The organism is Micromonospora sp. NPDC002411 (assembly GCF_053592955.1).
Map to the genome: position 1 here is coordinate 1 of NZ_JBSFBM010000283.1, position 8,714 is coordinate 8,714.

Here is an 8,714-nt window from a genome sequence, read left to right on the forward strand (position 1 = left end):
GGCGGCCAACCTGGTCCACCGCTTACCGGCGACTGTTACCGCGCTCAGCACTGTGGTGTACGTGGCCCCGTCGAACGCCCACTCCGGGCGGTCAGGCTTGATCCCTGCGTGGGCACGGTCGGCCGCAGCCCTGACGTGGGGACCCGGATGACCCCGCGCCGGGTTTGGGTCAGCTCAGGGGTGATCGCCTCGACATAAGCGCTGGTCAGGGTGGCGGCTGTTTCGGCGGGGTCTTGGGCTCGCATGATCGCGCCCAGGACGGCTACTCCTGCTGCTCCCGCCTTGACGCAGGCGGTTACCTGGTCTGGGGTTTCTACTCCGCCGAGGGCCAGGACGGGGACGGGGCTGATGTCGATCAGCCGCCGCAGGCCGTCTGGCCCTAGGGGTGGGCCGTAGCCCGGTTTTGTCTTTGTGGGGTGAGCCGGGGAGACGGTGGCGTAGTGCTCGGTGGTCAGGCGGTCCAGCTCGGCCTGGTTGTGGCAGGAGCGGCCGACCAGGCTGTGGGTCGGCGGCGGGTACGGGCCGGCGGCCGGCAGGTGGACCGCATCGCCGCCGAGCGGGTCGGGGCCGGCCACGACGAGGGTCCCGCCGACGTCGGCGAGGATCGCGCGGAGGTCGGCGGCGAGGGCGGCGCGTTCGGCGCGGGGCAGGTCCTTCTCCCGCAGCACCACCCAGCGCACTCCCCCGGCCACGGCTCCCGCCACGACCCGGTCGAGCCGGTCGCGCGCGACGAGCCGGTCGGTCAACACGACGACACCGTCCGGCCCGGTCACAGGTCCGGTCTTCCCTCGTCGGGAGTGGAGGCGAGCGCGTGGAAACGTCGGGCGATCCGGCCGGCCCCGGCGGCCAGGTGTCCCGCCTCGACCGCGTACCGCATCGCGGTCGCCATCACCACCGGGTCGGCCGCCCGGGTGACAGCGCTGGCCAGCAGCACCCCGTCGCAGCCCAACTCCATGGCCAGGGCGGCGTCGGAAGCGGTGCCGATGCCCGCGTCGAGGATCACCGGCACGTCCACGCCCTGCCGGATGAGCCGGATGTGGTGCGGGTTGCCGATGCCGAGCCCCGAGCCGATCGGTGAGCCGGCCGGCATCACCGCCGCACAGCCCACGTCGGCGAGGCGACGGGCCAGCACCGGGTCGTCGCTGGTGTACGGCAGCACTGTGAAGCCGTCGGCGACCAGCTCCTCGGCGGCGCGGAGCAGCTCCACCCCGTCGGGCAGCAGCGTCCGCTCGTCGCCGATCACCTCCAGTTTGACCCAGTCGGTGTCGAACGCGTCCCGGGCCAGCCGGGCCACCTTGACCGCCTCGGTCGCCGTGTGGCAGCCGGCGGTGTTCGGCAGCAGTCGTACCCCGCACCGGTCCAGCAGGTCCAACAGCCCGCCGGTGGAGCCGGGCGCGGTACCCACCCGACGCAACGCCAGCGTGACCAGCTCGGTGCCGGACGCACGGATCGCCTGCTCCAGGACATGCAGGTTCGCGGCGCCGCCGGTCCCGAGGATCAACCGCGAGGTGAACGTCTCCCCGCCCAGCTCGAACGACATGCCGCTCACCCGCCCTGCGCCGCGGTGAGCACCTCGACCCGGTCGCCGTCGCGCAGCGCCGTGGCCGGCCAACCCGCACGGGGTACGACCTCCCCGTTGACAGCGACCGCCACCCCACGCTGTTCGGGCACGATGTCGCGCACCAGGTCGGCCACCGACGAGCCGCCGGGCACGTTGCGCCCGGCCCCGTTCACCGTCAACTCCATTGGTCCCCCTCCGTGCTGCGATCAGGGCTGCCACCCGGCGTCAGGCCGAGAAACCGGTCGGCCCGGAACGGCGCGAGCAACGGGTCGCTTACGCCGTCGAGCACCAGGTCCGCGATCAGGTCGGCGGTGATCGGGGCGAGCACGATGCCGTGCCGGTGATGCCCGGTGGCGACCAGGACGTCCGGCCGGCCGGGCAGCGGCCCGAGGATCGGCGCGTTGTCCGGCGTACCCGGGCGCAGCCCGGCAACCGCCTCGACCAGGTCGTACTCGGCCAGTTCCGGCAGCAGGTCGACTCCGGCGCGGAGCAGGCGCTGCACAGCGCCGGCCGTGACGGTGGTGTCCGCCCGTTCCTCGACAGTCGCGCCGAGCACGACCTCCCCGTCGACACGGGGCACCAGGTAGACGGGTTCGCCGTCGGCGTACCCCCGGATCACGTGCCGGAAGCCCGGCGCGACGCCGTCGGGCGCGCGGAGCCGGAGGATCTGGCCCTTGGCCACCCCCATCGAGCGCACCATGATGGCGGTCGGCCGCCGCCGCATCGCTCTGCCCACGCTGGCCGGGGTGCCGCCGCTGCGCGTGGTGCACCGGGCCGAGCTGCATCGGGTGCTCCACGATCGGGCGGTCGCCGAGGGCGTCACGTTCGCGTACGGCAAGCGGTTGGTCGACGCCGAACAGACCGGTGACAGGGTGACCGCCCACTTCGACGACGGGACCGCCGCGACCGCCGACGTGCTGGTCGGCGCGGACGGCGTCCGGTCCACGGTCCGGGGGCTCATCGACAGGGCGGCGCCCGGCCCCCGGTTCACCGGTCTGCTCGGCTTCGAGGCGGTCGCCCGGCACGAGGTGGACGCAGCGCCGGGCACGATGACGTTCGCCTTCGGACGACGGGGCTACTACCTGTACTGGCCGGAGCCCGGCGGCGGCACTCGGTGGGGCGTCAACCTGCCGCAGCAGCGACCGATGAGCCTCGTCGAGGCCCGCGCGGTGCCTGCCGAACGGTGGCTGGACACGCTGCGCAGCAGCTACGGCGACGACGACCCGGGCCGGGAGTTGATGGCGACCAGCATCGCCGACGAACTCCAGGTGGTCGGCGCTCTCCAGATCATGCCGCCGGTGCCGCACTGGCACCGGGGGCGGATGGTGCTGGTCGGCGACGCCGCCCACGCGCCGTCGAACAGTTCCGGGCAGGGCGCGTCGCTGGCCATCGAGAGCGCTGTGCAGCTCGCCCGCTGCCTGCGGGACCTGCCGGACGTCGCGTCGGCGTTCGACGCGTACGTGCGGCTGCGTCGCTCCCGGGTGGAGAAGGTCGCCGCCCGTGCGGCCCGGATCAACCACGCCAAGGCGCCCGGGCCGGTCGCCCGGACGCTGATGCCGCTGCTGATGCCGCTGCTGGTGCGCACGGCGATGGACCCGGAGAAGACCGTCGCCGACGAGCAGCGCTACGTCATCGACTGGGACGCCCCGGTCACAGCGGAGCCCGCGCTGCGCTGAGTGGTGGGCGTGGGGTGGCTCGTCGGCCACCCCACGCCCGACTGCTCTCATGCCGACGCGGCCGCCACCGCCGTTCGGGCGACGAGTGCGCGGCGCAGGTCGTCGTCGGCGTCGGTCACCACCCGGCGCAGGCCGGGGGTCAGGTCGTCGCGGGCCAGCAACGCCGCGGCCGCCTCCCGGGTCGGCTGCGCCACGGCGTAGCGGGGGAACGCCAGAGCCGCCACCCGGTCGGCCGTCCAGGGGGTACGCCGACTCGCGGCGGCCGGCATCTCCGCGAAGTACCTGTCGACGTACGCGGCGGTCAGCTCGGCCTGTTCGGGTTGCCAAAACCCCTCGGCTGTCGCTTCCAACAGCCGGTTGGACAGGTCGGTGTCCCGCACGATGATCTCCCAGGCGGCCTGCTTCGCCGCCGGGTCGGGCAGGGCGGCCCGGCAGTGGGCGGCCCGTTCCGCGCCCGTGGAGCTGACGTCGGCGGCCGCCTCGATGGCGATCTCCGCCTCGCCGGCGGCGCCCAGCACCACCAGCCGGCGCAGCACCGCCCAGCGCAGCTCCGCGTCGACCTTCAGGCCGGCCGGCACGTCCCGCCCGGCGAGCCAGCCGACGAGCAGGTCGTCATCGGTGGTCGTGGCGATCCAGCCTCGTGCGGCGGCGAGCTGCAACGATTCTCCGGCCGGTGCGCCGTCGAGCAGGCGCTGGCACGCCTCGGTGACCCGGGCCAGCGCCGCCGACCGGGTCAGCGGGTCGAGGTAGCGGTCGACGAGCGACCGGCTGAGCGTCAGCACGTCCTCCGCGATGATCACCTCGGTCTCGGTGGGCAGCGCGGCGACCATCAGGTCGACCAGGCCGGCGACCGGCCGCTCCCCGTCGGTAGCGGCGTCCAGTGCCTCGCCCCACAGCACAGCCCTGGCCAGCGGGTCGGTCAGACCGGGCAGCACCAGCGGAACGGCCTCCGCCGACGCCGGGTCGAGACGCACCTTGGCGAAGGTGAGGTCACCGTCGTTGAGCAGCAGCAGCCGGGCCGCCGGCAGGCCCTCCAGCTGACTGACCACGGTCCGATCACCGTCGACGGCCGGGTCGATGTCCACCTCGTCGCGGAGGACGCTGCCGTCCGCCGAGTAGCGGCCCACGCCGAGCCGGTGCGGGCGCCGCACCGGGTGCGACTCGGGCGCGGTCTGCACCACCGCCACCTCGGTGTAGCGGCCGTCGGCGTCCACGGCGACCTCGGCGCGCAACGTGTTGACCTGCGGCCGACGCAACCACAGCTCGGCCCAGCCGGAGAGGTCCCGCCCGCTGGCGCTGGAGAGGCTGGCCAGCAGGTCGTCGAGGGTGGCGTTGCCGAAGCGGTGAGCAGCGAAGTGCGCGTTGAGGCCGGCCAGGAACGCCTCGTCGCCGAGCCACGCGACCAGCTGCCGCAGCACGCTGGCCCCCTTGGCGTACGAGATGCCGTCGAAGTTGAGCAGGCCCTCGTCGGCGTCGGCGACCTCCTCCGGGGCGATCGGGTGGGTGGAGGGGCGCTGGTCGGCGGCGTAACCCCAGGCCTTGCGGCGCATGGCGAAGGTGGTCCACGCCTGGTCGAAACGGGTCGCCTCGGCGGTGACCCGGGTGCCCAGGTACTCCGCGAAGGACTCGTTCAACCACAGGTCGTCCCACCAGCGCATAGTGACCAGGTCACCGAACCACATGTGGGCCATCTCGTGGGCGATGGTGCTAGCCCGCTGCTCGCGCTGCGTGTCGGTGACCGCCGAGCGGAAGATGTAGTCGTCGCGGAAGGTGACGATGCCCGGATTTTCCATCGCGCCGGCGTTGAACTCGGGCACGAACGCCTGGTCGTACTTGCCGAACGGGTAGCGCTCGGTGAAGAGCTCGTGGAACCGGTCCAGGCACTGCCGGGTGACGGTGAAGATCTCGTCGGCGTCGGCGTCCAGGTGCTCGGCCTGCGACCGGCGGCAGTAAATGCTCAGTGGCACACCGTCGTGCTCGGCCCGCCGGACGTGCCACGGCCCGGCGATGAGCGAGAAGAAGTACGTCGCCAACGGCGCGCTCGGGGCGAACTCCCACCGGCCGGGAGCCGGGTTGGCGACCACCTCGGCATTGCCGGAGACCGTCCACTCCGGTGGCGCGGTCACCGAGAGGGTGAACGGGGCCTTGAGGTCGGGTTGGTCGAAGGCGGCGAAGATGCGCTGCGCGTTGTCGAGGAACGACATCGCGTAGAGGTAGGTCTCGCCGTCGGCCGGGTCGACGAAGCGGTGCATCCCCTCGCCCGCGTTGGAATACGCCATCTCCGCCTCGACGACGAGCGTGTTCTCCGCGTCGAGGTCGTCGAGCGGCAGCCGGTTGTCGGCGAGCAGGCCGGGGTCCAGGTCACGGTCGTTGAGGCGTACACCCAGCAGTGTGGTGGGCTTGACCTCGGCGAAGGTCGCGGTGCCGGGGGTCGCCCGGAACCGGATCTCCACGCGGGAGCGGAACAGCTCCGCGCCGCCGGTCAGGTCGAGGTCCACCTGATAGGACTCGACAGTAATCGCCGCGCCACGCGCGGTCGCCTCTACACGGGTCAGGCTCGGCATCCGCTTATCCTGCCCGATGGGGATCGGCACCCGGTCACCACACGACCCTCGGCACTGGAGGAAAGAACCATGGCGCAGCACCCCAAGGGCGACTTCGACCTCTCTCGGGCGGTCTGGCAGCGGGCCGAGGGGGACACCTCCGACAGCGCCGTGGAGGTCGCCTTCGTCGACGATCTGATCGGGATGCGCAACTCGGCCGAGCCGGAGGGACCGGTGCTGGTCTTCACCCAGGCCGAGTGGGACGCGTTCGTGGCCGGCGCGCAGGACGGCGAGTTCGACCTGGACTGAACGCGCCGGCCGGTGTGCGGTTGCCGTGCCGGTGCCCGCAGTCGGGGCGCCGGCACGCAGCCCTCCCCCACCGGAACGACCGGCCCGGGCCGGTGGTCAACCATCGGCCCGGCCGGGGCCGTCGCCGTCGCCCCAGCCGAGGCCGCCCGGACCGGGGGCGTGGTGGAAACCAGGATGGTCGGCGACGTCGACGCAGCGCTCGCCGTCCGGGCCGACAGCACCGCAGAACAGCCGCTCGGCCCGCTGCCAGGCGTCCGCCGGTGACAGGGCCGCCGCACCGAGGGCGACCTCCACGCGGAGCAGGCTCAGCGCCTCCGCGTACGCCACCGCCAGCTCACGGGCCTCGGCCACGTCGGGCGCGGTGAAGCCCAGGTGCACGGTGAAGGACCGGCGCGGCCGGGTGGGCCGCCGGGGCGGCCCGATCAGTGACCGCCCGTCACGGCTCCCGCCCAGCGCCCCGAGCGCCCGCCGCTGCCGCCAGTGCGGTGATGTGTTGTCGCGCATCCGCCCTCCCCGTGGTTGCCCCACCAGCAGCAAACCAGGTTCCGCTGCCCCTGGGAGGGGCCAGCCGGTGTGGCGTCCGCGCAGGGATTCAGCTGCGGCGACCGGGGTAGACAGCCGGCCGGACCCCGCGCGTGAGGAGACCCGATGGCGAGTATGCCGGCCGACCGCAGCCCGGACAGCACCCTCGCGCTGCTCCGCGCCGGCTACCGCTTCATCGGCGAACGCTGTGAGCGCTACGACAGCGACGTGTTCCGGACCCGGATCCTGCTCGCCCCGACCATCTGCCTGCGCGGCCGGCCGGCGACCGAGTTGTTCTACGACACCGAACGCTTCCAACGCGCCACCGCGATGCCGCTGCGGGTGCAGCGGACCCTCACCGGTCGGGGTGGTGTGCAGGGACTCGACGGGACGGAACACGCCGACCGCAAGGCGATGTTCATGTCGATCATGACGCCGGCCGCCATCCGGCAGCTCGGCCAGCTCTTCGACGACGAGTGGCTCGCCCGGATCCCCGCCTGGGAGGCTGCCGGGCCGGTGTCGCTCTACGACGAGCTGGGCCGACTGCTGACCCGGGTGGTGTACGCCTGGGTCGGGGTGCCGCTGCCCGCCTCACAGGTCGCGGACCGCGCCGTCGAGCTGCACGCCATGATCGAGGCGCCGGCGCTGGCCGGACCCCGGCACTGGCGGGGACGGCTCGCCCGTCGCCGCGCCGAACGCCGGCTCGCCGACCTGGTCGAACGGACCCGGACCGGTCTCGCTCCGGCACCGGCCGGCAGCGCCCTGGCAGTGATCGCCGAACACCGGGACGGGCGGGGCAACCTGCTCCCCCGCCGGACCGCGGCGGTGGAGCTCCTGAACCTGCTGCGCCCGGTGGTCGCCGTCGACCAGTACCTGACCTTCGCCGCGCTCGCCCTGCACGACCATCCGGGCTGGCGGGACCGGGTCCGCGACGACGACGAGGCCACCGAGCAGTTCGTCCAGGAGGTACGCCGCTACTACCCGTTCTTCCCGATGGCGGCGGCCCGGGTCCGGCGCTCCTTCGAATGGCAGGGCCACCACTTCCCCGCCGGCCGTCGGGTGCTGCTCGACCTGTACGGCACCAACCACCACCCGACGCTCTGGCCGGAACCGGAGTTGTTCCGTCCGGAACGGTTCGCCGGGCGACGGGTGGACCCGTTCGCGCTGATCCCGCAGGGCGGCGGCGACCACTGGGCCGGACACCGGTGCGCCGGTGAGTGGATCACCATCGACCTGATGAAACGGGCGGTCGCCAACCTGACCACCACCATGCGCTACGACGTACCGGTCCAGGACCTGACCCTGGACCTGCGCCGGATGCCGGCGCTGCCGCCCCTCGGCCTGACCATCACCAACATCCGCCGCACCGACTGATCGGACGACGCCCGTGCGCGATCAACCACGGCGTGCAGAGGTACGACGGGCGCCGGCTCGGCCGGTCCGCCTGCCGATGACGTACGTGCTGCCGCTGCGCTGGCACTCCGACAGCGGCCTCGCCGAGTTGACCGACTACCTGCGCTGGCTGGCCGACCGGGTCGACGTGCTCGTGGTCGACGGCTCAACACCGGACCTCTTCGCCCGGCACGCCGACGCCTGGGCGGGGCTGGTCCGGCACCTCCCACCCGACACCACAGGCGCGGGGCTCAACGGGAAGGTGCTCGGCGTCCGCACCGGCGTACGCGCGGCGGAGCACGAACACGTGGTGATCGCCGACGACGACGTCCGGTACGACGAGGCCGGGCTGACCGCCGTACACCTCCTGCTCGACCAGGTCGACCTGGTCCGCCCGCAGAACTACTTCGACCCGCTGCCCTGGCACGCCTGGTGGGACACCGGCCGGACGCTGCTCAACAGGGCCCTCGGCGCGGACTACCCGGGGACCCTCGCCGTGCGTCGCAGCGCGTTCCTCGCCATCGGCGGGTACGACCCGGACGTGCTCTTCGAGAACCTGGAACTGATCCGCACCATGCGCGCGTACGACCGCTCCGAGGCGACGCCGGCCTGGCTGCGGTGAGGGTGAGTAGCGCTGCCGCCAAGGTCGGCCAGTGGATCATCTGGGTTCCGACCCCGGCGCCGACCGAGATCAGGGATTCTCCGAGCGCG

The 8,714-nt window shown here is 73.1% G+C and carries 9 protein-coding genes and 1 pseudogene; 4 read left to right on the top strand and 6 right to left on the bottom strand.

All coding sequences use genetic code 11. The features are described from left to right. Nucleotides 1–44: 44 nt before the first annotated feature. The 4 genes and pseudogenes from ACWCO3_RS26660 to ACWCO3_RS26675 all read right to left on the bottom strand — a co-directional run. Complete coding sequence (locus ACWCO3_RS26660) at nt 45–773, bottom strand: thiamine phosphate synthase (RefSeq protein ID WP_450012635.1); 729 nt, start codon at nt 771–773, stop codon at nt 45–47. Further along, nucleotides 770–1,549, bottom strand: coding sequence for a thiazole synthase (locus ACWCO3_RS26665; RefSeq protein ID WP_357929672.1), 780 nt, complete (start codon nt 1,547–1,549; stop codon nt 770–772). The genes ACWCO3_RS26660 and ACWCO3_RS26665 overlap by 4 nt, the downstream gene beginning before the upstream one ends. Then, nucleotides 1,546–1,746 (bottom strand): sulfur carrier protein ThiS, encoded by a 201-nt coding sequence (gene thiS / locus ACWCO3_RS26670; protein ID WP_145778913.1) that lies wholly within the window; start codon nt 1,744–1,746, stop codon nt 1,546–1,548. Before thiS ends, ACWCO3_RS26665 begins: the two co-directional genes overlap by 4 nt. Further along, a pseudogene (locus ACWCO3_RS26675) lies at nt 1,737–2,237 on the bottom strand (FAD-dependent oxidoreductase); the annotation flags it as partial. The pseudogene ACWCO3_RS26675 and the gene thiS, both read right to left, overlap by 10 nt. On the opposite strand from ACWCO3_RS26675, the gene ACWCO3_RS26680 reads away from it, so the two are divergent. Continuing rightward, nucleotides 2,236–3,237, top strand: a complete 1,002-nt coding sequence (locus tag ACWCO3_RS26680) for an FAD-dependent monooxygenase (RefSeq protein ID WP_450012637.1) — start codon at nt 2,236–2,238, stop codon at nt 3,235–3,237. The pseudogene ACWCO3_RS26675 and the gene ACWCO3_RS26680 overlap by 2 nt on opposite strands. A 47-nt stretch (nt 3,238–3,284) precedes the next feature. Here the strand turns inward: ACWCO3_RS26680 and pepN are convergent, their stop codons facing one another. After that, nucleotides 3,285–5,801, bottom strand: a complete 2,517-nt coding sequence (gene pepN / locus ACWCO3_RS26685) for an aminopeptidase N (RefSeq protein WP_450012639.1) — start codon at nt 5,799–5,801, stop codon at nt 3,285–3,287. 69 nt (nt 5,802–5,870) lie between these two features. Between pepN and ACWCO3_RS26690 the strand changes: the two genes are divergently transcribed. Further along, nucleotides 5,871–6,089 carry a DUF397 domain-containing protein gene (locus tag ACWCO3_RS26690; RefSeq protein ID WP_030491749.1) on the top strand — a complete coding sequence of 73 codons (219 nt, stop codon included), beginning with the start codon at nt 5,871–5,873 and terminating at the stop codon, nt 6,087–6,089. A 96-nt stretch (nt 6,090–6,185) separates the two neighbouring features. On the opposite strand, the gene ACWCO3_RS26695 is transcribed toward ACWCO3_RS26690, so the two are convergent. Further along, entirely contained in the window at nt 6,186–6,593 is a 408-nt protein-coding gene (locus tag ACWCO3_RS26695; protein ID WP_450012642.1) for a hypothetical protein, read from the bottom strand. Between the two features lie 144 nt (nt 6,594–6,737). Here ACWCO3_RS26695 and ACWCO3_RS26700 point away from each other — a divergent pair, with 144 nt between their 5' ends. Beyond that, complete coding sequence (locus tag ACWCO3_RS26700; RefSeq protein WP_145779386.1) at nt 6,738–7,985, top strand: cytochrome P450; 1,248 nt, start codon at nt 6,738–6,740, stop codon at nt 7,983–7,985. A gap of 76 nt (nt 7,986–8,061) precedes the next feature. Further along, nucleotides 8,062–8,625: a glycosyltransferase gene (locus tag ACWCO3_RS26705; protein WP_450012644.1), complete on the top strand. Its 564-nt coding sequence runs from the start codon at nt 8,062–8,064 to the stop codon at nt 8,623–8,625. Nucleotides 8,626–8,714 lie beyond the last annotated feature (89 nt).